Annotated in this window: 20 protein-coding genes; 14 read left to right on the top strand and 6 right to left on the bottom strand. The window is 73.8% G+C overall.

Annotated elements, in window-relative coordinates; all coding sequences use genetic code 11:
* Positions 1-90: 90 nt before the first annotated feature.
* Positions 91-321 (bottom strand): hypothetical protein, encoded by a 231-nt coding sequence (locus ACF07V_RS17535; RefSeq protein ID WP_392155041.1) that lies wholly within the window; start codon positions 319-321, stop codon positions 91-93.
* A 274-nt stretch (positions 322-595) separates the two neighbouring features.
* On the opposite strand from ACF07V_RS17535, the gene ACF07V_RS17530 reads away from it, so the two are divergent.
* The 9 genes from ACF07V_RS17530 to ACF07V_RS17490 all read left to right on the top strand — a co-directional run bounded on the left by ACF07V_RS17530 (position 596) and on the right by ACF07V_RS17490 (position 15,168).
* Positions 596-8,011, top strand: coding sequence for a condensation domain-containing protein (locus ACF07V_RS17530; protein ID WP_392155039.1), 7,416 nt, complete (start codon positions 596-598; stop codon positions 8,009-8,011).
* The gene (locus tag ACF07V_RS17525; RefSeq protein ID WP_225801301.1) at positions 8,008-8,223 is read left to right on the top strand and encodes an MbtH family protein; all 216 of its coding nucleotides are present in this window, start codon (positions 8,008-8,010) and stop codon (positions 8,221-8,223) included. Before ACF07V_RS17530 ends, ACF07V_RS17525 begins: the two co-directional genes overlap by 4 nt.
* A 164-nt stretch (positions 8,224-8,387) precedes the next feature.
* Positions 8,388-8,798 carry a cobalamin B12-binding domain-containing protein gene (locus ACF07V_RS17520; protein WP_392155036.1) on the top strand — a complete coding sequence of 137 codons (411 nt, stop codon included), beginning with the start codon at positions 8,388-8,390 and terminating at the stop codon, positions 8,796-8,798.
* On the top strand, positions 8,795-10,126 hold the full coding sequence (locus ACF07V_RS17515) for a methylaspartate mutase (protein WP_392155035.1): 1,332 nt from the start codon (positions 8,795-8,797) through the stop codon (positions 10,124-10,126). The genes ACF07V_RS17520 and ACF07V_RS17515 overlap by 4 nt, the downstream gene beginning before the upstream one ends.
* A gap of 154 nt (positions 10,127-10,280) precedes the next feature.
* Complete coding sequence (locus ACF07V_RS17510) at positions 10,281-11,285, top strand: asparagine synthetase A (RefSeq protein WP_392155034.1); 1,005 nt, start codon at positions 10,281-10,283, stop codon at positions 11,283-11,285.
* Complete coding sequence (locus ACF07V_RS17505; protein WP_392155032.1) at positions 11,282-12,577, top strand: glutamate synthase-related protein; 1,296 nt, start codon at positions 11,282-11,284, stop codon at positions 12,575-12,577. The genes ACF07V_RS17510 and ACF07V_RS17505 overlap by 4 nt, the downstream gene beginning before the upstream one ends.
* Entirely contained in the window at positions 12,574-12,927 is a 354-nt protein-coding gene (locus ACF07V_RS17500; RefSeq protein ID WP_392155031.1) for a hypothetical protein, read from the top strand. Before ACF07V_RS17505 ends, ACF07V_RS17500 begins: the two co-directional genes overlap by 4 nt.
* Positions 12,928-13,124: 197 nt before the next feature.
* The gene (locus ACF07V_RS17495) at positions 13,125-14,417 is read left to right on the top strand and encodes an MFS transporter (protein ID WP_392155029.1); all 1,293 of its coding nucleotides are present in this window, start codon (positions 13,125-13,127) and stop codon (positions 14,415-14,417) included.
* Between the two features lie 7 nt (positions 14,418-14,424).
* Complete coding sequence (locus ACF07V_RS17490; protein WP_392155027.1) at positions 14,425-15,168, top strand: 4'-phosphopantetheinyl transferase family protein; 744 nt, start codon at positions 14,425-14,427, stop codon at positions 15,166-15,168.
* Between the two features lie 73 nt (positions 15,169-15,241).
* On the opposite strand, the gene ACF07V_RS17485 is transcribed toward ACF07V_RS17490, so the two are convergent.
* The gene (locus ACF07V_RS17485) at positions 15,242-16,816 is read right to left on the bottom strand and encodes a carbohydrate-binding protein (protein WP_392155026.1); all 1,575 of its coding nucleotides are present in this window, start codon (positions 16,814-16,816) and stop codon (positions 15,242-15,244) included.
* Between the two features lie 318 nt (positions 16,817-17,134).
* Between ACF07V_RS17485 and ACF07V_RS17480 the strand changes: the two genes are divergently transcribed.
* Positions 17,135-17,926, top strand: a complete 792-nt coding sequence (locus ACF07V_RS17480) for a hypothetical protein (protein WP_392155024.1) — start codon at positions 17,135-17,137, stop codon at positions 17,924-17,926.
* 4 nt (positions 17,927-17,930) lie between these two features.
* Here ACF07V_RS17480 and ACF07V_RS17475 read toward each other — a convergent pair whose 3' ends face one another.
* Positions 17,931-18,941 (bottom strand): NAD(P)-dependent alcohol dehydrogenase, encoded by a 1,011-nt coding sequence (locus ACF07V_RS17475; RefSeq protein WP_392155023.1) that lies wholly within the window; start codon positions 18,939-18,941, stop codon positions 17,931-17,933.
* 56 nt (positions 18,942-18,997) lie between these two features.
* A complete protein-coding gene (locus ACF07V_RS17470) occupies positions 18,998-19,393 on the bottom strand; it encodes a nuclear transport factor 2 family protein (protein ID WP_392155022.1) in 396 nt (131 codons plus the stop codon).
* Positions 19,394-19,485: 92 nt separating this feature from the next.
* On the opposite strand from ACF07V_RS17470, the gene ACF07V_RS17465 reads away from it, so the two are divergent.
* The 3 genes from ACF07V_RS17465 (at position 19,486) to ACF07V_RS17455 (ending at position 21,337) form a co-directional block, all read left to right on the top strand.
* Positions 19,486-20,058 (top strand): TetR/AcrR family transcriptional regulator, encoded by a 573-nt coding sequence (locus ACF07V_RS17465; protein WP_392155020.1) that lies wholly within the window; start codon positions 19,486-19,488, stop codon positions 20,056-20,058.
* Between the two features lie 95 nt (positions 20,059-20,153).
* Positions 20,154-20,741: a histidine phosphatase family protein gene (locus ACF07V_RS17460; protein WP_392155018.1), complete on the top strand. Its 588-nt coding sequence runs from the start codon at positions 20,154-20,156 to the stop codon at positions 20,739-20,741.
* 59 nt (positions 20,742-20,800) lie between these two features.
* Positions 20,801-21,337 (top strand): GNAT family N-acetyltransferase, encoded by a 537-nt coding sequence (locus ACF07V_RS17455; protein ID WP_392155017.1) that lies wholly within the window; start codon positions 20,801-20,803, stop codon positions 21,335-21,337.
* Between the two features lie 21 nt (positions 21,338-21,358).
* Here ACF07V_RS17455 and ACF07V_RS17450 read toward each other — a convergent pair whose 3' ends face one another.
* Both ACF07V_RS17450 and ACF07V_RS17445 read right to left on the bottom strand, forming a co-directional pair.
* Positions 21,359-21,880: a GNAT family N-acetyltransferase gene (locus ACF07V_RS17450; protein ID WP_392155015.1), complete on the bottom strand. Its 522-nt coding sequence runs from the start codon at positions 21,878-21,880 to the stop codon at positions 21,359-21,361.
* 66 nt (positions 21,881-21,946) lie between these two features.
* On the bottom strand, positions 21,947-22,390 hold the full coding sequence (locus tag ACF07V_RS17445) for a MarR family winged helix-turn-helix transcriptional regulator (protein ID WP_392155014.1): 444 nt from the start codon (positions 22,388-22,390) through the stop codon (positions 21,947-21,949).
* 109 nt (positions 22,391-22,499) lie between these two features.
* Here ACF07V_RS17445 and ACF07V_RS17440 point away from each other — a divergent pair, with 109 nt between their 5' ends.
* The gene (locus ACF07V_RS17440) at positions 22,500-23,423 is read left to right on the top strand and encodes a zinc-binding alcohol dehydrogenase family protein (RefSeq protein ID WP_392155632.1); all 924 of its coding nucleotides are present in this window, start codon (positions 22,500-22,502) and stop codon (positions 23,421-23,423) included.
* The last annotated feature ends 30 nt before the right edge of the window (positions 23,424-23,453 follow it).

Raw genomic sequence — 23,453 nt, 5'->3', positions numbered from 1 at the left:
GGCGGTTGCGCGACCTCCCCGACGAGTTCGGCAGCTCAGGGGCGGCTCTTGGCCGACCGTCGCGACCGGAACAACGGCGAAAGACGCGATTCACTCGGCCCGCAGTCGCGCATGCAGGGTCCGACGCGAGACGCCGGTCATGCGTGCCATGGCCGCGAGGTTCACGGTCACCCCGTCACTCTCGATCAAGTCGATCACGCGCACGATCGCGTCCAGAGCCCCGTTCCGCACCGCGTTGGCGAACGCCCATGAGCACGCCTGTTCCCCGATGATGCTGAGGCGCGCCTCGGCGTGCCCGCTCTCGTCGGCGCCGCTGAGCACGCGTTGCCGAGGTGCGGCCGCAGGACGGACAGGGTTGCCGGTAGCGCCACCACCGGGCCCGCCGGCGTGAGTCCGGTGAGGATGGTGCCGGAGACCGGTAGCTCGCGGGCGTGCGCCGGCCCGGCACCGGCAGCTCCCGGCGCGCGGCTTCTGCCGATGCGAGCTGCCGGGCCGACTGCCCAGGGGAAGGGCGCCACGCGCCTAGCGTGAAGGGCACGGAGGCGAGAGGAACCGTTCGCCCCGGTCTCTCGGCCCTTTACCGGAGGAACTCAGCATGCCCCCCAGCAGAACGGAAGACCTGCTCGACGGCGGACCCTCTCCCGCCCCCGCCCCGCCCGTGCTCGACCTGATCGCCCATCAGACGCGTACCCGCCCCGACGCCCCCGCCCTGGTCCACGCCGACGCCCGTCTCACCTACGCCGAGCTCGACGCCGCCGTACGGCACCGGGCCCGGGAGCTCGCCGCGCGGGGCGCGGGGCCCGGGCGGCTCGTCGCCCTCCACCGGCCCCGCGGCATCGACGCGATCGTGGGCCTCCTCGCCGTCCTCACCACCGGCGCCGCCTATCTGCCCCTCGACGTCCAGGCCCCCGACGCCCGCAACGAGGCCATCCTCAAGGACGCCTGCGGCGACCGGGCACCTGCACCCGCGGACGTCGCCCGGCACGGCGAACTCGTCCTCGAAGGCCCCGGCGCCGGCGAGGGCGCGGCGTACGTCATCTACACCTCCGGCTCCACCGGCACCCCCAACGGCGTCGTCGTCGCCCACGACTCGCTCGCGCACTTCATCGCGGGCGCGATCCCCGCGTACGGCATCGGCTCCGACGACGTCGTCCTCCAGTTCAGCCCGCTGCACTTCGACGCCAGCATCCAGGAGATCTTCGCGACCCTCGGCGCCGGCGGCACGCTCCTCCTGCGCACCGACGACATGCTCGACGTGGCCGAACTCCTCGCGGGCTGCGCCCGGCACGGCGTCACCTACCTCGACCTGCCCGCCGCCTACTGGCACGAGCTCGTGTACGTCCTCACCACCGGCTCCGTCCGCCTCCCCGACGGCCTGCGCACCGTGATGATCTACGGCGAGGCCGCCCTGCCCGAGCGCGTCGCCCAGTGGCGCGGCCTGGTCGGCGACCGGATCCGGCTCCTCAACGGCTACGGCCCCACCGAGACCACCGTCGTGGCCACCGTGGCCGACCTCAGCCGGCACGACTCCGGGCCCATCCCCATCGGCCGGCCGCTGCCCGGCGTCCGCGCCGCCGTCGTCGGCGGCGAACTCTGGCTGCTCGGCGGCGGCCTGACCCGCGGCTACCTCCACCGGCACGAACTGAACGCCCGCCGCTTCACCGAGCTCGACGGCGAACGCGCCTACCGCACCGGCGACCTCGTCACCATCGGCGAGGACCGGCAGATCCTGTACCACGGCCGCCTCGACGACGAGGTGAAGATCGGCGGCCAGCGCATCGACCCCGCCGCCGTCGACTCCGTCCTCGCCGGCCACCCCGGGGTCCGGGAAGCCGCCGTCGTCGCCCAGCAGGACGGCGACGGCGTCAAGCGGCTCGTCGCCTTCGTGGTGACCGGGGGCGGCACCGGCGCGGAGGAGCTGCGCGACTGGGTCCGCGCACGCATGCCCGCCGCCGCGGTCCCCGCCGTCTCCGTCGTCGTCGCCCTGCCCCGTACCAGCTCCGGCAAGATCAACCGCAAGGCGCTGCGCACCGCCGACCCGCGCCTGCCCGTCGTCGACGAGGAACCCCTGCCCGCCGAGGACCGGGTCCCGCTCTCCCACGCCCAGCGCAGGCTGTGGCTGGTCGGCCAGCTCGACGGACCGTCCGCCGCCTACAACATGCCGATCGTCCTCGACCTGGAGACCACCCCCGACACGGCCGCGCTCGCCGCCGCCGTGACCGACGTCGCCGAACGGCACGAGGTGCTGCGCACCGTCTTCCTCGCCCCAGAGGACGAGCCGTACCAGCACGTCCTCGCCCCCACGGCCGTCCGGCTGCGCACCGTCGAGTACCCGGCCGGGGAACGCGCCGAGCGGCTCGCCCGGTTCACCGCCGAGACCTTCGACCTGTCCCGCGAACTCCCCCTGCGGGTCGCCCTGTTCCTGCCGGACGACGGCTCCGGCGCCACCCTGGCCGTGCTGCTCCACCACGTCGCCGGCGACGGCTGGTCACTCGAACCGCTGATGACCGACCTCGCCCACGCCTACGCCGCCCGCGCCGAGGGCCGCGCACCCGACCGCGAGCCGCTGCCCGTCCAGTACGCCGACTACACGCTCTGGCAGAACGACCTCCTCGGCGACGCCGACGACCCCGACTCCGTCGTGGCCGGGGGCCTCGCCCACTGGCGTACGGCCCTGGACGGCCTGCCCGCCACGACCGACCTGCCCCTCGACCGGCCCCGGCCCGCAGTCCGCGACCACGACGGCGGTCTGGTGACCGCCACCGTCGAACCCGCCGTCCACGCACGGCTCGTCCGCCTCGCCGAGGAGCACGACGCCACCCTCCTCATGGTGGCGCAGGCCGCACTCGCCCTCACCCTGCGCGCGGCCGGCGCCGGAGAGCGCACCGTCCTCGGCACCCCGGTCGCCGGACGCGACGACGAGGCCCTCGACGAACTGGTCGGCTTCTTCGTCAACACCCTCGTCCTGCCCACCGACACCTCCGGCGACCCCGCCTTCACCGACCTCCTGCACCGGGTCCGCGACACCGACCTCGCCGCCTTCGCCCACCAGCGGCTCCCCTTCGACCTCCTCGTCGAGCACCTCAACCCGCCCCGCACCCCCGGCGTCCACCCGCTCTTCCAGGTGATGCTGACCCTGCGGACCACAGGCCCCGACGGCGGGCCCTTCCCCCTCGGCACCATCGAGGGCCGCTTCGCCGGCGAAGGACCGGCCACCACCAAGTTCGACCTCACCGCCGCCTTCGAGGAGCTCCGGGACGCCGACGGCGCTCCCGCCGGACTGCGGCTCGGCCTGGAGTACGCGCGCGACGTCCTCGACGAGGAGACCGCCCGTATCCTGCTCACCGCCCTGGAGCGCGCCCTGCGTGCCGCCGCCGAGCACCCCGGCACCCCCGTCCCGGACACCGGCCTCGTCGACCCCGCGACCCGGCACGCCCTCGACGCCCGACGCGCCCGCAGCGCCGCGCCCGCCGCCGAGGCGACCGTGCGTCCCAGCACGGAGCCGCCCGCCGCACACACCGACACCCTGCGGGAACTCTTCGCCGAGGTCCTCGGCCTCGACCGGGTCGGCCCCCACGAAGGCTTCTTCACCATCGGCGGCCACTCCATGAGCGGCGTACGCCTCGCCAACCGGATCCGCGCCAGGCTCGGCGCCGACGTCCAGGTCCGCGACCTGCTCCTCGCGCCCACCCCCGACGCCCTCGCCCGCCGCATCGCCGACCGCGCCCCCACCGAGGCGGCGGCCGTCCCCTCGCGTCCCCGCCCCGTCCCGCGCGCCGACCGGCCCGCCCGGATCCCGCTGTCGTACGCCCAGCGCAGGCTGTGGTTCATCGACACCCTCGAAGGCCCCAGCGCCTCCTACAACATCCCCCTCGTCCTCAGGCCGGTAGAACCCCTCGACGCCGGCGCGCTCGCCGAGGCCCTCACCGACCTCTCCGACCGGCACGAGGTGCTGCGCACCCGCTACCGGACCGTCGACGGCGAACCCCACCAGGAGATCCTGCCCACCGTCCGGCCCCCGCTCGACCTGCGGTCCGTGCCCGCCGAGCGGCTACAGGACGCCGTCGCCGAAGCCGCCGGACACGTCTTCGACCTGGCCGAGGAGACGCCCCTGCGCGCCACCCTCGTCACCCCCGACGACGCCGGGCGACAGGTCCTGGTCCTGCTCGTCCACCACATCGCCGCCGACGGCTGGTCCACCGGCCCCCTCCTCGCCGACCTCGCCACCGCCTACCGGGCCCGGGTCGAAGGCCGGGAACCCGACAGGACGCCGCTGCCCGTCCAGTACGCCGACTACACCCTCTGGCAGCGCGACCTGATCGACGGTCCCGCCGCCGACGCCCACGCGGAGTTCTGGGAGAAGACCCTCGCCGGAGCCCCCGCCGTACTCGAACTCCCCTCCGCCCGCCCCCGCCCCGCCGAAGCGACCCACCGCGGCGGACGCGCCCCCGTCACCGTCGACGCCACCACCCACCAGGCCCTCGAAGCCATGGCCCGGCGCAGCGGCGCCACCCTGTTCATGGTCCTCCAGGCCGCCCTCGCCGCCGTCCTCACCCGGCACGGCGCGGGCACCGACCTGCCGCTCGCCACCATGACCGCCGGACGCGACGACGAGGCCCTCGGCGGCCTGATCGGCTTCTTCGTCAACACCCTGGTCCTGCGCACCGACACCTCCGGAGACCCCACCTTCGCCGAACTCCTCGAACGGGTCCGGCAGACCGACCTCGCCGCCTACGGGCACCAGGAACTCCCCTTCGACCGGGTCGTCGAGCACCTCAACCCGCCCCGCACCACCGCCCACCACCCGCTCGCCCAGATCGTCGTCCAGCTCCACCACGACTACACGAGCGACGCCCCCGGAGCGACCGCCGCGAAGCGCCTCTTCGAGGAAGGCGGACCGGCGCTCCTCGACACCGTCTCCACCAAGTTCGACCTGACCTTCGCCCTCGGCGAGCGGCGGGACGCCGAAGGGCTGCCGGCCGGCCTGGCCGGCGGCCTCGAGTACGCCACGGACCTGTTCGACGCCCCCACCGCCGCGCTGCTCGCCGCCCATCTGGAGGCGACCCTGCGGGCCGCGGCGGCCGACCCCGGCGTACGGATCGGGGACGTGGACCTGTTCACCGCGGCCGACCGGTTCCGGCTCGTCGACGAGTACAACGACACCGCCACCGTGGTGGATCCCGGAGCACCGGAGACGATCCACGAGCTGATCGCCCGCCGGGCCGCGCGGACGCCCGACGCGCCCGCGCTGATCACGGACGAGGAGACCGTCGGCTACGGAGGGCTCGACGCCCGGGCCGGCGCGCTGGCCGCCCGCCTCCGGACCGCCGGGGTGCGCCGCGGCGACACCGTCGGAGTCCTCCTCGAACGCGGCGTGTCCCTGGTGGTGACGGCCCTCGCGGTCCTCAAGTGCGGTGCCGCCTACCTGCCCCTGGACCCGCGACTGCCGGAAGCCCGCCTCCGCCTGATGCTGGCGGACGCCGGGGTGCGCCTGGTGGCGACCGACGAGGACCATGCGGCGTTCGCGCCGGGGGCGACCGACGAGGACGATGCCGGGTTCAGGCCCGTGGCGACCGACGAGGACCATGCCGCGTTCGCGCCGGGGGCGACCCACGAGGACGATGCCGGCTTCAGGCCCGTGACGACCGACGAGGACCATGCGGCGTTCGCGCCGGGGGCGACCGACGAGGACGATGCCGGGTTCAGGCCCGTGGCGACCGACGAGGACCACGCGGCGTTCGCGCCTGCCGCGACCGACGAGGACCACGCCCGGTTCCGGCCGGGGGCGGACGGCGAGGAGCGTGCTTCCGACGCCGTCGCCCCCACGGTCCTGCTCGTGGACGTGCCCGATGCCGGGGAGCCCCTCACCGAGGACGTCCGCGCCACCGGTGACGACCTGGTGTACGTGATGTTCACGTCCGGCTCGACGGGCCGGCCGAAGGGCGTCGGCGTCACCCACCGCAACGTGGTGGAACTCGCCGCCGACCGCGACGTCCGCTCCGGCGGCCCGCACCGGATGCTGGTCCACTCGGCGACCGGTTTCGACGCCTCCGTCTTCGAGATCTGGGTGCCGCTCCTGAACGGCGGCAGCCTCGTCCTCACCCGCGGCGACGGCACGGACCTCGCCGAGACCGCCCGCGCCGTCCGCGAACACGGCGTCACCACCGCCTACTTCACCGTCGGTCTCTTCCACGTCATGGCCGACGAGGGCCTGGACACCCTGCGCCTCCTGCGCGAGGTGTGGACCGGCGGCGACGTCGCCGGCCCGGCCGCCGTCCAACGGGTCCTCGCCCACTGCCCGGACACCGTCCTCGTCCACTCCTACGGCCCCACGGAGACCACCTTCGCCTCCCACAACCAGTGGTTCGGCACCCGCGAGCGCGCCCTGCGCGGCACCGGCCTCCACCTCGGCCGGCCGATGGACAACACCCGCAGCCACGTCCTCGACGCGGCGCTGCGCCCCGTCCCGCCGGGCGTCCCCGGCGAGCTGTACATCGCCGGCGCGCACGTGGCACGCGGATACGTCGGCCGGGCCGGGCTGACCGCCGAGCGGTTCGTCCCCGACCCGTTCGAGCGCGACGGCAGCCGCATGTACCGCACGGGCGACCGTGTGCTGTGGACCCCCGCCGGCGAACTCCGCTTCCTCGGACGGGCGGACGGCCAGATCAAACTGCGCGGCGTACGGATCGAACCCGGCGAGGTCGAACGGGTCCTGGCCGCGCATCCCTCGGTCGGCCAGGTGCTCGTCGTGGTCCGCGAGGACCGGCCCGGCGACAAGACCCTCGTCGGCTACGTCGTCCCCCGCGCGGACACGGCGGTCACCGAGGCCGAACTGATCGCCGAGCTGTCCGCCGAGGCGCGAGCCACGCTCCCCGAACACCTCGTGCCCTCCGCCGTCGTCGTCCTCGACGCCCTGCCGCTCACCGTCAACGGCAAACCCGACCGCACGGCGCTCCCCGCGCCGCACCGTCCCGCCGCCGCCGAGGGCGGACGGCAGCCGCGCAACGCCCGCGAGGAGGTGCTCTGCGCCCTGTTCGCCGAGATCCTCGACGTGCCCCGCGTCGGCATCGACGACAACTTCTTCGCCCTGGGCGGCCACTCGCTGCTCGGCGTCCGCCTGGTCAACCGCGTCCGCGGCGTCCTCGGCATCGAGCGCACCGTCCGCGACCTGTTCCGCCTGCCCACCCCGGCCGGGCTGCTCGGCTCGCCCGAGGACGACGGCACGGCCGCCGCCCTGGGCGTCCTGCTGCCGCTCAGCACCCGCGGCACCCGCCGCCCGCTGTTCTGCGTCCATCCCGGTACGGGCGTCGGCTGGGCCTACGCCGGCCTCGCCCGCCACCTGGGCGACGACCAGCCGCTGTACGCGCTCCAGGCCCGCGCGCTGAGCGAGCCCGGGCACCGGCCGCGCAGCGTCGAGGCGATGGCCGAGGACTACCTGGAGCAGATCCGGCAGGTCCAGCCCTGGGGCCCGTACCGGCTGCTCGGCTGGTCGTACGGCGGTCTCGTCGCCCACGCGATGGCGGTACGGCTCCGCGAGGCCGGCGAACGGGTCGACCTGCTCGCGCTGATGGACGTCCACCAGACCGGACCCGGCAGCGTCTCCGTACTCCCGCCCGAGGAGCGGACCGCGGCACCCGGGCCGGCTGCCGCCTTGGACCTCGCCGCGGCCATGGCGGAGATCCGCCGTGAGGACCCCGTCCTCGCCGGATTCTCCGACGCCGAACTCCGGGCGGTGCTCCGCGCCTCCGACACCCATGCCGCACTCATGGCCCGGCACGTGCCGGGCGTCGCGGACGCGGACACGGTGTTCTTCACCGCCCGCCGGCCGGGGGAGCGGGAAGGCGCTCTCGCCGCCACCTGGATTCCCTTCACCGAAGGCGTCGTCGACAACCACACCGTCGAATGCGGCCATCTTCAGATGGCCGAACCGGAACCTCTCGAAACGATCGGAAGAATAGTCGCGGAGAAACTCTCCGCGCTTCAGAAGGAAGAAACGAGGAGTCAGTCATGAGCGAGTCCGTCAACCCGTTCGACAACGCCGAGGGCACCTTCCACGTCGTCGTGAACGACGAGGGCCAGCACTCCCTGTGGCCCGCCTTCGCGGACGTCCCGGCGGGCTGGACGAGCGTCTGGGGCGCCGGTGACCGCGCCGAGGCCCTGGAGTACATCACCGCCAACTGGACCGACATCCGCCCGCGCAGCCTCGTCGCCCAGTACGCCTGACCCCCGCGCGACCGAAGCGCCGTGCCCCGCAGCCGATGCGGGGCACGGCGCTTTCCGTATTCCCGCCGGCCAGGCGTGGAAGGGGAATTCCGGAGCGAAAGTGCCGGTCCTTGCTGCCGGTCGTACTTCCCCTTCCGGAATCCCCGGAAATCTATCCTCGACACATGAAGATACTCCTGAGCGGAACCGCATCGGATTCCCACACCTGGAATCTCGTGTATCTCCGTCTCTTCCTCGAGGAACAGGGCCACGAGGTCGTCGGGCTCGGTCCCTGCGCCCCTGCCGAGCTGCTGGTCGCCGGCTGTCTGCGGCACGCGCCCGACGCGGTGGTGCTCAGCAGTGTCAACGGGCACGGATACCGCGACGGACTCGCCGCCGTGCGCCGGCTGCGCGCGGAACCCGCCCTGGCCGGCCTCCCCGTGGTGCTCGGGGGCAAGCTCGGCGTCGCCGGACACCGCCAGGAGGAGGACGTCGCCCGCCTCACCGAGGCCGGCTGCGACGCCGTCCTCGGCGAAGACCTCGACGCCCTGCGGGAGTTCCTCGCCGCCCGCGCCCGCAGGGAGGTGCCGGCTTGACCGCCCCGGCCCCCGCACCGGCCCCTCTCTCCGACTTCGGCGGCTTCGTCGCGGCGTCCGCGGCAGCCGGCCGGCTCGTCGTCCAGCCCCGCATGGGCTTCGGCGACCCCGGCCGCATGCGGGCCGGGCTCGCCCGCACCAGGGCCGCCACGGCGCAGACCGCCGGCACCCTGACCGTCGACAGCTACACCCGCGTCGGTGACCTCGCCGCCGCCCGCGCCGCCGTGACCGAGGGCAGCCGCCTCAACGGCTACCCGATCGCCGCGCACTCCCCGGCCACCACCCGCGCCGTCCTCGACGGCCTCCACGACGCCGCCTTCCCCGTTCAGGTCCGGCACGGCTCCGCCCGCCCCCTGGCCATCGTCCGGGCGCTCACCGCCGCCGGACTCGACGCCACGGAAGGCGGCCCCGTCTCCTACTGCCTGCCCTACGGCCGCACCCCCCTGCGGGAGTCCGTCACCGCCTGGGCCCGTGCCTGCGACCTGCTCGCCACCGGGGCCCGCCCCGGCACCACACCCCATCTGGAGAGCTTCGGCGGCTGCCTCCTCGGCCAGCTCTGCCCGCCCGGCCTCCTGGTGGCCACGAGCGTCCTGGAGTGCCTGTTCTTCGCGCAGTTCGGGCTGCGCAGCGTCTCGCTGAGCTACGCCCAGCAGACCGACCCGTCCCAGGACGAGGAGGCCCTGCGCGCCCTGCACCGGCTCGCCGCCGAGTTCCTGCCCGAGGGCATCGACCACCACGTCGTCCTCTACACCTACATGGGCGTCTACCCCCGCACCGAGCAGGGCGCCACCCGCCTCCTGGAGGCCTCCGCCCGGCTCGCCGTACGCTCCGGCGCCGGCCGCCTCATCGTCAAGACCACCGCGGAAGCCCATCGCATCCCGACCGTCGAGGAGAACGTCCGCGCCCTGGAGACCGCCGCCGCGGCCGCCGCGCTCGCCGGCCCCCCGGAGCCCGGCGCCACGGCCGACGCGGACGGCGAGGTGTACGAGGAGGCCCGCACCCTCGTCGAGACCGTCCTCGGCCTCCACCCCGACCTGTCCCGGGCCCTTCCGGCCGCCTTCGAACGAGGGCTCCTGGACGTGCCCTTCTGCCTCCACCCCGACAACGCCGGCCGCTCCCTGGGGTTCGTCGACCCCGAGGGCCGGCTCCGCTGGGCCCGGACCGGCGCCATGCCGATCCGGCCCGACACGGCGGCCGACGCGGCCCCCCTCACCTCGGCCGGCCTCCTCGCCGCCCTCCACCACGTCGCCGACCGGTACGACAGCCCCCGGCACCGCGACGGCGGCGACGGCCACGACCGACCGCAGGCCACCCCGCTCACCGTCTGAACCACCCGCCGACACCCCGCTCACCGTCTGAACCACGCGCCGACACCCCGCTCACCGTCTGAACCACGCGCCGACACCCCGCTCACCGTCTCAACCACCCGCCGACCACTCGACAGAGCCCCGACCACCCACGCCACCGAACAGGAGCCCCGCCATGGACAAGCCCCACCCCGCCGGCGTACCGGCCACCCCGCCCCCGCTCGGCGAACACCTCCGCTCGCCCCGGCTGCGCGCCGCCATGCTCGTCCAGCAGGAGGCCCTCCACGCCGCCCGCGCCTTCCTGCGCGGCGAGGGCTTCACCGAGCTGCTGCCCCCGCTCGTCGGCCCCGTCACCGACCCCGGCGGCCGAGGCGCCAAGGCCCTCGACGTCGACTACTACGGCCACCCGTACAAGCTGATGACCAGCGCCATCCTCTACAAGCAGGCCTCCCTCCGCGGCTTCCCCCGGCTCTTCTACATCGCCCCCAACGTGCGCGTCGAGCCCGAGGAGACCGCCGGCACCGGCCGTCACCTCGTCGAGTTCCACCAGATCGACGTGGAGATCGCCGACGGCACCCGCGAGGACGCCCAGGAGATCGCCGCCGGCCTGCTCACCCACGTCACCGAGCACGTGTGGACCGCCGTCCCCGAGATCCTGGGCGAACTCGGCCGGGTCGAGGGCGACTTCGCGGACATCCGCGCCGGCAAGTACGACGTCTGCACCCACGACGACGCCGTGTCCCGCCTCCTCGCCGCCGGCCACCCGCAGAACCCCGACGGCGAGATCGACTGGGCCGGCGAGCGGCTCCTCTCCCTGGAGAGCGACCGCCCCTTCTTCGTCAACGACTACCCCAAGGGCTCCCGCGGCTTCTACGACCGGGAGGACCCCGAACGCCCCGGTGTCCTGCGGAACTTCGACCTCATCGCCCCCCACGGATACGGCGAACTCGTCTCCGGGAGCGAGCGCGAGGCCGACTACGCCACCATCGTCACCCGCATGCGGGAGAGCGGGGAGAACCCCGCCAAGTACGCCTGGTACCTGCAGGAGGCCCGCGACGGCATGCCCGCCAGCGCCGGATTCGGCATGGGCCTCCAGCGCCTCGTCCGCTTCCTCACCGGCCTCGACGCCCTCTGGCAGGTCAGCGCCTACCCCAAGCTCCCCGGGGTGGTGGCCCCGTGACCGCCCTCGGCGCCCCCGGCTTCCCCGAGCGGGCCGTCCGCGCCCGCGCCCGCAACGGCACCGCCGAGGTCTTCCCCGACCCCACCTCGTACGGCACACAGCTGTACGGACCGGGCACGGGGAGCGGCCTCGCCGACGAGCTCGACCGGGCCCGCATCGTCCCGCCCGTCTTCATGCCCCAGCGGCTGGAGAAGCTCATCGACCTCGCCCGGGAACCGGAGTTCGGCGACGTCGACCTCAGCTCCCGCGTCGGCGGCTTCACCGCACGGCTGCCCCTCTACCTGTCCGCCTTCGGCTCCACCCGCGCCGGCAGCGGCGACCTGGCCGTCCACGCGAGCCGGCAGGCCGCCCGCCTGGGCATCCCCATGGTCATCGGCGAGAACGTGATCCCCGTGCACGGCTATCGCCGCGCCGGCGACGCCACCCGCTCGGCCCTCCTCGCCCGCGTCGAGGCCTACCTCGACGCCGCCCCCGAAGGCACCGGCGGCATCGTCGTCCAGCAGTCCACCGAGGACGCCGACTCCGAGGTCTGGAACCTCCTCTACAGCGACCCCGCCTTCCGGCCCCTCCTGGAGACCGGCCGGCTCGCCTTCGAGCTGAAGACCGGTCAGGGCGCCAAGCCCGGCCTCGGCGGCATGACCGTCGTCGACCGCGCCGAGGGCGAGCAGCTCGCCCGCCGCTTCACCGTCCTCCAGGTCCTCGACCCCGCCGGCGAGCACCGGCTGCGCTGCGCCACCCCCGGAACCTTCACCGACGAGATCCTCCGCCAGCAGCTGCGCTTCATGCGGAACAACTTCCCGAAGGCCCGCACCTGGGTGAAGTTCCACCCGGGCCGCGACATCGCCCACGCCGCCCGCACGGCCTGGACCGCCGGAGCGGACGCCGTCACCGTCGACGGCGCCGAAGGCGGCACCGGCTGGGCCCCGCGCGTCTTCCTCGACCACGTCGGCCTGCCCCTCGTCGAATCCCTGCGCCGCATCGGCCGCCCCGACGGCTGCCTCCTCGCCGCCGGCGGCATGTGGGAGGGCGGCCGCGTCGTACGCGCCCTCGCCCTCGGCGCCACCGCCGTCGGCCTCGGCCGGGCGGCCCTCGTGGCCGTCGACGAGGATCCGGAACACGGCCTGGAGCGCCTCGTCGACGGCATCGCCCTCGAACTGAGGCTGCTCATCAGCGCGCTGGGCAAGTACACCGTCACCGCCCTGGGCCCCGAGGACCTGTGGTGGCCCGACGGCCGGCCGTCCCACCCCGATCGCGCCGCCGACGCACTGCCGCCCCTGGGCGTGACGCCATGACCGCCCACCGGCGACGCGGCACGGCCCCCGCCGTCCACGCCTGCTTCTCCGTCCGGGAGGCCCCCGGCATCACCGTGGCCGTCTCCCACGACGGCGCCGGCCTCGTCACCGCGGCCCGGCACACGGCGCAGCGCGCCCTCGCCGAGGCGGGCCGCGGCTACCTCGGCGGCCGCGTCGAACTCCGTACCCCCCGTCCGCCCGACCGGGTCACGTCCCGGCCCAGTGCCCATGCCCCGCGCCGCCGACGCGCCGTCCGCAGGGCCGCCGACCGCGCCGTCGCCCAGGCGGTCGCCGCCACGCTCCGCGGCGAAGCCGCCGGGGTACGGGTCCATATCCGCCCGCCCCTCTGAACGCGGAGCCACCGCCTGAACCGGGAGCCACCGCACGAACCCGGCCGCCCGCTTGAACCGGGCCGCCCGCTCGAACGCCACCGTCCCCTCCACCCGACCGCCGCCCCTTGAACGGCACCGTCCCCTCGAACCGGGCCGCCCGCTCGAACGGCGCCGCCCTCCCTCACCTCGCCCCTCGACCACAGAAAGCCGACCCCATGGGAACGACCCCCGAAACCGGCGCACCGGCGGGCGCAGCGCCCGCCGTCGACTGGCGCCGCGTCAGCAGTCTCGTCATCGGTCAGGCCGCCGTGCAGGCGGGCAGCTTCGCCCTCCTGATCGCCATGAGCTGGACGGCCGTCCAGCTCGGCGGCCGGGAAGCCGTCACGTACGTCACCCTCTCCGCCACCCTGCCCCGGGCCCTGCTGCTGCTCTTCGGCGGAGCGCTCGCCGACGCGCTCGGCCCCCGCGCCGTCCTGCTCCGCGCGACCGGCGTCCGCGTCCTCGTCCTCGGGGCCGGCGTCGTCGTGACCGCCACGACCGAGACGCTGTGGCCGCTGATCGCCGTCGCCCTCGTCGACGGCGTCCTGCTCGGTCTCACCGGGCCCGCCTCCGGGGTCCTGCTGCCCCGCCTCGCCCCCCAGGACCAGCTCGGCCGCGCCAACTCCCTCTTCTCCATGGTGCTGCGCCTCGCCCCCATCGCCGGATCGCCCCTCGGCGCCTGGCTGGTCGTCGTCGGCGGACTGCCCGTGGCCATGACCGCCGCCGCCGTCGGCTGCGCCGTCTGGCTGGCCTGCGCCACCCACGTCACCCAGGGCATGACACGGCCCGAGCGCGCCCCGCAAGGGCCCTCCCTGCTGCGCCGCTCCGGAGACGGCTTCCGGCTCCTCGCCGCGCACCCGCGCCTGCGATGGATGTTCGTCGCCTGCTTCTGCATGGACCTGGCGTTCCTCTGGCCGGCCGAGGTCGCGCTGCCCCTGCGGGCCGCCGACGAGGGCTGGGGCGTAGGTGCCGTGGCCATGGTCCTCGCCGTCTTCGGCGCCGGCGCGCTCGCGTCGGCGGCCCTGGGCGCGGCCCTCGCCCACCGCATCCCCGCGCACACCAAACTGGTGGTGACCGGTGTCGGTCTCGCCGCCGGCATGGCCGCCATGGCGCTCGTCCCCTCACCCGTCGTCCTGGCCGCCACGGCCGGCGCCGTCGGCCTGCTCTCCGGCCTCAACGGGCCCGCCCTGGTGACGGCCTATCAGCAGGCCGTTCCCGAGGGCCGGATGGGTGCCGCGATGTCCACGTTCGCGCTCTCCGGCATCGGCGCGGCACCGCTGTCCCTCGCCGTGTTCAGCCCCGTCTCGCTCTACCTCGGGGTGACCGGGACCTGGCTGCTGTGCGCGGGCCTCGCCCTGCTGTCCCCGGTCGCCGCGGCCGTCGCCCTGCGCGGCGGGACGGCCATCGCCACACCGCGCGCCGACGCCCGTACCCGTACCGCACCGGAGCCCACCGCCACGTCCGTGTGAGGCAGACATGATCTCGCTGGTTCCCCCGCCACCGCCGGCGGCTCCGCCGGCCGGCCCGCTCGTCCCGACCACGCTCCCGCCCCTGACCACGGCCCTGCCACGGCTGCCCGGGCTCCGCCCCGTACGGCCGCAGTTGTGGCTGGTGGCCACCGAAGCCCATCAGGACACCGTCAGCCGATACGCCCCCCTCGTCCTGGCCACCGAGGAACTGGCCCGCGCCGAGGAGTTCCGCCGCTCCGGCGACCGCGCCACCTACCTCTGCGCGCACGTCGGGCTGCGCCGCCTGCTCGGCGCCCACCTGGACATCGCGCCCCGCGCCGTGTCCGTGGCGCGGGCGCCGTGCCCCTGCTGCGGCGAGCCGCACGGACGCCCCGTACTGCCCGACGGACGACTGCACTTCTCGCTCTCCCACTGCGAGGGACTGAGCCTGATCGCCGTCGCGACCAGCCCCGTCGGCGTGGACATCGAGCGGGTGCCGGCGCCGCACACCGTCGCGGAGGCCTCGGAGGTCCTCCACCCGGCCGAGGCGGCGGAACTCGCCGCCCTCACGCCCGCACTCCGCCCCGCCGCGTTCGCACGGGTGTGGACGAGAAAGGAGGCCTATCTGAAGGGACTCGGCGTCGGCCTGGGCGCGGATCCGTCGGCGGACTACGTCGGCTCTGGGGCCGTGCCCGCCGCGCCGACCGGCTGGCTCCTCGCCGACGTCACCGTCCCGGACGGACACCACGCCGCCGTGGCACTCCGGCAGTGAGGAGCGCCGGAACGCGGTCGTCGGCCCCGGGGCGCACCCCGAGGCCGACGACCATGCCTGCGCCGTGTGAGGCCTACCAGGCCACCGTACGGCCGCCGAAGGCCACGACGAGACGGCCGTCCGTGGCGTACGACCAGGTCAGCGCCCCGCTGTAGGAGGAGCAGCGGGAGCCGTTCGAGCCGGACCAGAACTGGTTGGAGCCGTCGGCGTCACCGATGGTCCGGTCGTTCGTGCCGCTGCTCGTGCTGCGGCACGAGGTGTTGTTCCGGAAGACCGAAGTGCCCGCGTCGAAGGAGAAGTTCCGCTGGGCGTTGTCGACGGAGACGTTGTTCGAGACCGTGATCGAGCCCGGGTTGCTGTTGTACGTGAACCCGTGCTTGCCGTTGTGGAAGGCGATCGTGCGCCGCACCACGTGGTCGACGGCGATGTCCTCACCGCCGAGCTTGAAGCCGTTGCGGTCGCCGGCGCCGGCCTGGGAGCCGTCGCTGAGGGTGCCGTTGTCGTACGCGAGGGAGTCCTCGATGGTGACGGGCCCGATGGGTCCGGTGTCGGTCTTGGTGTAGAGGTCCCAGCCGTCGTCGATGTTGTGGTGGGACACGGCGTACCGGAACACGTTGCCCGTGCCGACGGTGAGCTTCGCGGCGAACCCGTCGGCGTCCTCGCCGTCGGAGTCGGCGTTGTCGTGCGACTCCGCGCTCAGGATCAGGTTGTCGGACGGCCACTGCTCGCGGGGCGTGGTGGAGGCGATGCGGCCGAGCTGGAGGCCGGTGTCGCGGTTGAAGCGGGTGACCGTGCGCTCGATGACGTTGTGGCTGCCGCCGACGTAGATGCCGTTGTCGCCGGCGCGCTCGACGACGACGCCGTTGACGTGCCAGTACGAGCCGTTGACGGCGAGGCCGCGGTTGGCCGGGTCCTCGGTCATGGCGGAGAAGTTCAGCACCGGGGTCTCGCCGGGGTAGGCGGACAGGGTCTTGAGGGCGGCGGACGTGCCGTTGTTTCCCGGCGGGATGGTGATCGTCGTGGAGTGACGGTAGGTGCCGCCGCGGAGGTAGACGGTCCCGCCGGCGGAGACGCGCCCGATGGCCGAGGTGAGTGTCGTGGGGTCGGACTGTGTTCCCGAGGCGCCGTCCGTGCCGTTCGGGGCGACGTACAGTGCGCCGCTCGTCGGCGGCGGGGTGTCGGCGGAGGTGACGTTCAGGGAGTCGATGTTGGGCAGGCCGGCGGCGGTGGTGGGGTTGAGCCGGATGGTGTTGCTGCCGGCGTTCAGCGAGACGGTCAGGGTCTTGGTGGTCCAGGCGGTCCAGGTGCCGGTGGACTCGAACGACGGTGTCTGCACGGTGGACCCGTTGACGAGGAGGCCGGCGGGCCGCGCCGTGGTGGTCCCGTTGGCGAACCGTACGGCGAGCGTCGCCGTTCCGGCGGAGGGGGCGTTCACGGTGAACTGGGCGTAGGCGCCGACGGCGTTGGTGCCGTTGCAGAAGCCTCCGCCGGTGTAGCCGGCCCAGTCGGAGTCCACGGTGCCGCTGCACACGGCGGGGGAGGACTCGGCCTCGTACAGGGTGGACGCGGCGTGCGCGGTGTTCACGGACAGGGCGACGAGCGTGCCCGCGACGAGGCTGACGCGGGCCGTGACGGATCGCAGATGCATGGGGGGCTCCAGGAGGGAATGGACAGCGTTCCGGGACTGGACGGGAAAGCGCTTTCTCCGGAAGCTAGAGGTGTCGTCGTGGACGCGTCAATGGTTGTGTATGTGACTGGCGTTCATATGGCTGAACATTTACGGGGGTTGAGGGACCCGAGGGACGGCGATCGCGTCGCGATGCGCCTGTCGTGCCGCTACCGCGGCAAGGTCACGGGTGCCTCGGGGCGGCAGCGTGTTCCATCGCCGACACGGGTGGGTGATGATTCATCGTGATCGCCGCCGTGGGCCGGGAAGGGTCCCGCGCCGCACCTAGACTCCCCGCACATGTCGCTCTGGCTCCTCAATCACTTCAGCACCTTCACTCTGGCCGTGGTCACCGTCGGTGGGACGGTCGTGCTCGCCGTCGCCGGCAGTGTGCTGCTCCGCCGCAGGTATCCGTCGCTGGCCCGGGGAGAGCACAACGACATGGTCGGGGTGACCCTGGGGATGTTCGGCGCGATCTACGGGATCATCCTCGCCTTCGTCATCGTCACCCTCTGGACCCAGCTGGACAGCACGCAGACCATCGTCGCCAGCGAGGCCACCGACGCCGCGCTCATCGCCCGCGACGCCGCCGCCTTCCCGCCCGCCGTCCGTGCCGACCTCGACACCGCCCTCAGCGGCTACGTCCACGCGGTCGTCGAGGACCAGTGGCCCCGTATGCGCGCCGGACAGCCGAGCTACGGTGCCACCGAGGTGCACCTCCGGTCCGCCTTCGACGTCCTGCAGGCGTACGACCCGAAGTCCCCGCGCGAGGAGGTCTTCTACGAGGAGGCCGTCAACCACCTCAACGACGTCGCCGCCCAGCGCCGCGCCCGCCTGACCATGGCCCAGCAGGAACTGCCGCCCCTGCTCCAGGTCCTGGCCTTCGGCGGCGCGATCGTCCTCGTCCCGCTGACCTTCCTCTACGGCATGCGCAAGCTCCGGATCCAGCTCCTCTTCGTCGCCTCGGTCGCCGGCCTCATCGGCTTCAGCCTGCTCCTCGTCTTCGTCCTCGACCGTCCCTTCGCCGGCGAACTGAGCGTGAGCCCCGCTCCGTACCGGGAGGGAGCACTCGCCCAGTACTGGGTTCGGTGAGCGCTCAGGCGTGGTCGATGACGACCTTGCCGAAGGGGGCTCCGCCGGCGTAGTGGCGGTAGGCGTCGACGGCCTCGTCGAAGGGGAAGACGCGGTCGACGACCGGCCGCAGTCCGTGCTTCTCGATGAAGGCGTTCATGGCGGTGAACTGGGCGCGGCTGCCGACCGCCACGCTGCGGACGGTGGCACCGGAGGTGAAGAGGGCGTACGGGTCGAGCGGCGGCGCGGTCCTGCCGGTGAACCCGACGCACACGATGGTGCCGGCCAGGGTGATGGCGCGGACGGACTCGTGGAGGAGTCCCGCGACGTCGACGACGCGGTCGGCGCCCCGGCCGCCGGTGAGGGCGCGGACCTCGGCGGCCCAGTCGGGGGTGGCCGTGTAGTCGACGACCTCGTCGGCGCCGAGTTCGCGCAGGCGCGTGGCCTTGGCGGAACTGCTGGTCGTCGCGATCACGCGGGCGCCGAGTGCCTTCGCGAACTGGAGCGCGAAGAGGGAGACGCCGCCGGAGCCCTGCACGACCACGGTGTCGCCGGGGCGGACCCCGCCGCCGTCGCCGGTCAGCGCGTTCCACGCGGTGACCGCCACGCAGGGAAGGGTGGCGGCCTCCGCGTACGTCAGGTGCGCGGGTACGGTCACGAGCGCGTCGGCGTCGACCAGGGCGAACTCGGTGAGCATGCCGTCCAGCGAGCCGCCGCGCTGCGCGGCGTGCTCGACGGCGAAGGGCCCGTCCTGCCACGAGGGGAACAGTGTGGCGGCGACGCGGTCACCGACGCGCACGGAGTCGGCTCCGGGACCGACCGCGACCACCTCACCGGCCCCGTCCGAGACGGGGACGAGGTCCGGCTTGACCGGCAGGACGTAGGTCCCGTCGAGCACCATGAGTTCACGGAAGCTCAGGGACGTCGCCCGCACCGCCACCAGGGCCTGACCGGGGCCGGGCGTCGGGACGTCGTGCTCACGGACGGAGAGGCCGTGCAGCCCGGCCCCGCTGTGCGACAGGTGGTAGCTCCGCATCGGTCGTGCCCTTCGTGTGAGAGGGATGGTGGCTGTGGGGTGTCCCGCTTCGGGTGTCACTCGCCCTCGGACTCGGCGGCCAGCGGGACCTCGCCGGCGGTCTTGCTGAAGCCGAGCGCCTCGACGATCCGGCCGTCCGTCACCCGCATGACGTTGACGCCCTGCACCCACTGGTCGGGGCCGTCGCCGAAGCGGTAGGTCCACACGATCGTCGCGCGGTCCCCCGCCACGATCACCTCCTGCGGGGTGAACTGCGCGCCGAGGTCGTCGACCAGGGCCGTCCACCACTGCGTACAGGCCTCGCGCCCGGAGACCCGCTCCCCGCGCGGCGCGGGCTGGACGCTCTCCATGACGCAGTCCTCCGCGATCAGGTCGGCCAGCAGGCCGGCCTCGCGGTCGGTGAACGCGCGGTTGAAACGGTCGATGACTTCGGCGGTGGTGCGTACGGGCATGGACGCCTCCTCGGAAGAGATAGACCGTTCGGTCTACGAGAGAAATAGATAGACCGATTGATCTACCGTGTCAAGTACTGCAGAATCGAGTCATGAGCACTTCCGTGAAGCCCGGCCCCCGTGAGCGACTCCTGCTCACCGCCCAGGAGTTGACGTACACCCAGGGTGTCGGCGTCGGAGTGGACGCCCTGCTCAAGGGCGCCGGCGTCGCCCGCCGTTCCCTCTACGAGCACTTCGGCGGCAAGGACGGTCTCATCGCCCAGGTACTGCGCCGCAGCACCGCCGAGGACGTCGAGCGGTACCGCTCCACCATGGACGAGGCGGGGGACGACCCCCGCGCCCGGCTCCTCGCGGTCGTCGACCGGCTCGGCCGCATCGCCGCCGACCCGGACTTCCGCGGGTGCCGCTACCTCGCCGCCGACCTCACGCTCACGGACCCGGAACACCCCGGCCACGAGGTCACCAGGGCCTACCGGCGCACCCTCCACGGCCTGTTCGCGGACGAGTTCGTCGCCCTCGGGCACGCCCGTCCCGACTTCGCCGCCGACCAGCTCCTCCTCCTCGTCGACGGCCTCCTCGCCGCCGGTGCGACCCGCCCCGGCAGCGAGCCCGCGGCGGCGGCCCGCGACCTCGCCGAGTACCTCATCGACGCGGGTCGCCCGTAAGGGGGCGCCTTGGCCCGCGCCCGCCATGCCCGGGAGCTCATCTCATGGGGTGATCCCACCGCGCAGGGCCGGGGGATCGGATAGCGTGCGCGGCTATGGGTGAGCTGATAGTGATCAGGCATGGCCAGACCGAATGGAGCCTGTCGGGCCGGCACGCCGGACGGACCGACGTCGCGCTGACCGCGGCGGGCGAGGCCGCGGCCAGTGTCCTGGCTCCAAGGCTGGCGCTCCGCCGACCGGTTGCCGTGTTCAGTAGCCCGCTGAGCCGGGCCATGCGGACGGCCGAGCTCGCAGGACTGACCGGCGCCAAGCCCGATCCCGACCTGTTGGAGTGGGACTACGGCGGCTACGAGGGCCTGACCGCCGAGCAGATCCGCGCGACGCGGCCGGGCTGGGACCTGTGGCGCGACGGCGTCGTTCCCGGTGACGCCGACCACCCCGGCGAGGAGCTCGCGCAGGTGGCCGCACGCACGGACGCGGTGCTCGACCGCATCCGTCCGCTGCTCCGGGAGGGTGATGTCGCCGTGGTCGCGCACGGCCACCTGGCGCGCGTGCTCACCGTGCGCTGGCTCGGCCTCGACGCCTCCGCGAGCCGACTGCTCGGCCACCCGCATCCGGGCACGCTCGGCTTCCTGGCCATCGAGGACGGGCAACCCGTCGTCTCCGCCTGGAACGTCCCGTAGGGCGGCACAACGCCGAGCTTCCGAGGACGCGGGGCCGCGTCGCCGTCAAGAATGGGCGGATGCATGAGACAGAGCTGTCCGACGGGATCATCACGCTGTCACCGCTGCGCCTGGAGGACGTGGACGCACATCTCAAGGGGGAGGACGAGCTCCTGGTCCGCTGGCTCAACGGAGGCCCCGGTACGCGCGAGGGTGTCGAGGCGTACTTCCGGCACTGCCGGGAGCAATGGGCCACCGCGGGGCCGCTCCGCGCCTTCGGCATCCGGGCGGGCGACGACAAGGTGCTGGCGGGGACGGTCGACCTGCGGTTCACGGGAGAGGGCCTGGCCCCCGGCCAGGTGAACGTCGCCTACGGCCTCTATCCCTCCTGGAGGGGCCATGGCCTGGCCACCCGCGCGGTCCTCCTGGCATCCCGGTACGCGGCTGCCGAGGGCGCGCGGGAGGCGGTCATCCAGGTCGATCCCGAGAATCCCGCGTCCGCCGCGGTCGCGCTTCGCGCGGGATTCACCCCCGGCAGGCGAGCGCACGGCGACGCCGCACGCCTCGACCGGTACGTAGGGGACCTGCGCGAAAATCCTCCTGACCACGCCTGTTGAGGGAGCGCCGCCCCGGCGGCTTCAGAGGCTCTTCCGCATGAGGACACACATCGCCTCGTGGCGACGGATGGACCCGTCGGGCCCTTCCTCGTCCCAGGCGTCCGGCTCGCGGCCGTACGCGACGTACCCCAGGCGCTCGTACAGGGCGCGCGCCCGGGGATTGTCCTCCTCCACGGCGAGTGCGGCCGTGCGCAGCCCGCGGTCCCGGATCCGCTGCTCGGCCGCGCGGACGAGCAGCGTTCCCAGGCCGCAGGACTGCAGCGCCGGCAGCACGGAGAGCTGCCACAGGGTCCCGGCTCCCGCGGAGACCCGGTAGTCGATGCCGCCGATCGCCACCGGCAGATCGACGGGAGTGCAGACGGCCAGGTAGTCCACCTCACCCAGGGCGGCGCGCGCCAATTCCCTTTCCACCTGGCGCAGATGGGCGCCCGAGCCCGACCAGGTGCACGCCGGCAGATCCCGGGGCAGGAGATCGCGCACGCGGAGAGGCAAGGTGACGGCGGTCCGAGTGGAGTCGTCTTCGTTGTTCACGCGTTGAAGCATGCGAGCGGAGGGACGGCACGGCAACGGCTTTCTTCCGACCGGCGACCGCCTCGCGTGGGCCCGGTGCTATCCCTCGTGCACGCGGGTCAGCAGTTCCATCAACCGGCGGGCCTCCGTCTCGCTGAGCGGCGCCAGGAGCGCGGCGTTGGCCCGCTCGGCCAGCTCCGCACACCGTTCCAGGAGCCGCGCCCCCGCCGGTGTCACCGTCACCGCGTTCTTGCGCCGGTCGCGCGGATCGGGCTGCCGTCGCGCGAGCCCGGCGTCCTCCAGGTGGTTGAGCAGGAGGACCACGTCCTTGGCGTCGAAGCCCAGTCGGCGCACCAGATCGGCCTGGGCAACGGGACCGTACTCGGAGACCGCCGCGAGCACGGCGTGCTGCGGGAGCTTCAGCCCTTCCTCGGCGATCGCCTCGGCGACCAGACTCCGCCCGCGCGCAGCCACGCGGCCGACCAGCCAGCTCGGCAAGGACTGGATGTGCGCCAGGGCGTTCGGGCCTTCCGCGGGAGTCATGGGCAGCAGACTATCCCGAATTCATTGGACTTCCCAACGGTATGCCTCTACGGTGGAATTCATTGGGGATCCCCATGATTCCGTGAACGTTCTGCATCTGGAGGTGTCCATGCGTCGTGTGCGCCACGAGGTGACCGGCGGTCCCGAAGTCCTCTTCGTGGAGGAAGTCCCGGTGCCGGAGCCCGGTCCGGGTGAGCTGCTCGTCCGATCCGAAGCGGTCGGGGTCACCCTGCCCGCCGTGCGGAAGGTGCGTGAGGGGCCCGAGCCCGGCCCGCTCGGAGGTGAGGTGGCGGGCACCGTGGCCGCTGTCGGCGAAGGCGTCACCGGGTTCGCGGTGGGCGACCGCGTCACCGGTCTCTGCTTCTCCCATGCCTACGCCGAACTGGCCGTCGTCCACGAGGCGATGGCCTCCCGCATCCCCGACCGGGCGACCGCCGTCGACGCCGTGGCCCTGGTCCGCAGCGGCCTGGTGGCGCGCGGTGCCTACGAGGCCGGCCACCCCCGCCCCGGCGACGCCGTCATGGTCACCGCTGCGGCCAGTGCGGTCGGCACCCTCGCCCTCCAGTACGCCAGGGCAGGCGGCGCCTCCCGCGTCGTCGCGGCCGTCGGCAGCGCGGACAAGGCGGAGTTCGTGCGCGCCCTCGGCGCCGACGAGGTCGTGCTCTACGGGGACGAGTCCTGGGGCGATCCGGTCGACCTCGTCATCGACGGGGTGGGCGGGGAACTCCTCGGACCCGCCGTGCGAGTGCTCGCCCCCGGTGGCCGGCTGGTCGCCTTCAGCTCGGGCGGCGGCACGATCGACGCGTACGAGCTGCTGGTCCGGGGCGCGTCGGTGATCGGCTTCCAGATGGCGGCCATCGCCCGGGGCAAGCCGGAGGTGTACGCGCGCTGGCGCGACGAGCTGTGGGAGCTCCACCGCGACAAGGTGCTCCGCCCCCGGGTCGCCGCCGAGATCCCGCTCGCCGAAGCGGCGCGCGCCCATGAACTCGTCGCGTCCCGGCGCAACCTCGGCAAGGTCGTCCTCATTCCCTGAGGCCCGGAAGGGGTGACCGGGCGCGCGGGC

It is taken from the genome of Streptomyces sp. NPDC015661 (genome assembly GCF_043077765.1).
Classification (GTDB): Bacteria; Actinomycetota; Actinomycetes; order Streptomycetales; family Streptomycetaceae; genus Streptomyces.
This window is presented reverse-complemented; position numbering and strand designations above follow the sequence as displayed.